Source organism: Erwinia sp. V71, assembly GCF_965644245.1.
GTDB lineage: Bacteria > Pseudomonadota > Gammaproteobacteria > Enterobacterales > Enterobacteriaceae > Erwinia.
On record NZ_CBFFRK010000272.1, the window covers coordinates 1 to 768 of the forward strand.

The following is a 768-nucleotide window of genomic DNA, read 5'->3' on the forward strand; positions in this document are numbered from 1 at the left end:
CAGCGCGTCGATAACGGCTCACGTCTGGTGAATGAAGCCGGTGTGACGATGAATGAAATCCTCAAGTCAGTCACTGATGTAACGGAAATCATGAAACAGATCGCCGCGGCATCCGAAGAGCAGAGCAAAGGTATTTCGCAGGTGGGTGTTGCCATTACTGAGATGGACAGCGTGACCCAGCAGAACGCCTCGCTGGTGGAGCAGGTTTCTGCGGCAGCCAGTGCACTTGAACGTCAGACTCAGGAACTGAGGAGTTCTGTAGTGAAGTTCCGTCTGTCACAACATGATAATGCTGACATATCAGATTACGGGTTGCCAGTGAAAACTACCGGGCAAAAACAACCAGATACTATTACAACTACTGGGACCAGAGACTGGATCAGCTTTTAACCAAAAAACACTAACGGGCTAAACAGTCTTTTCCGGGACGAGAGGTTGATCTGCCGCTGCTGGTAATACTTAACCTTGATAAGGAAGACATTCAATGTGATCTCACCTGCTCTAATGGAGATAGCTCAGAGTGGAGTACAGACTAGGAAGAACACTGAGAACTCTGTCTTTCCTTATTTTCGTGTTTGAGGGGGGTAAAAATAAGCGACAGAGGTAATAAAGGAAGAGAACCTAATCTGGTCACCACAGATGACAAACATTTAAAATGTTCCTGTTAATTGTGCACGATTACTAAAACCTTAGTCGCGAATTCAGATAATAAGTGCAACGCTTGGTCATGTGGATGGAGGGACGGTTAGCTACCGATAAGCTATCCTG

1 protein-coding gene is annotated in these 768 nt (G+C 46.4%); it reads left to right on the plus strand.

Annotated elements, in window-relative coordinates:
* On the plus strand, window positions 1–390 hold a 390-nt coding region (locus ACSZO1_RS22610; RefSeq protein WP_437616641.1), incomplete at its 5' end, for a methyl-accepting chemotaxis protein.
* Window positions 391–768: the final 378 nt, after the last annotated feature.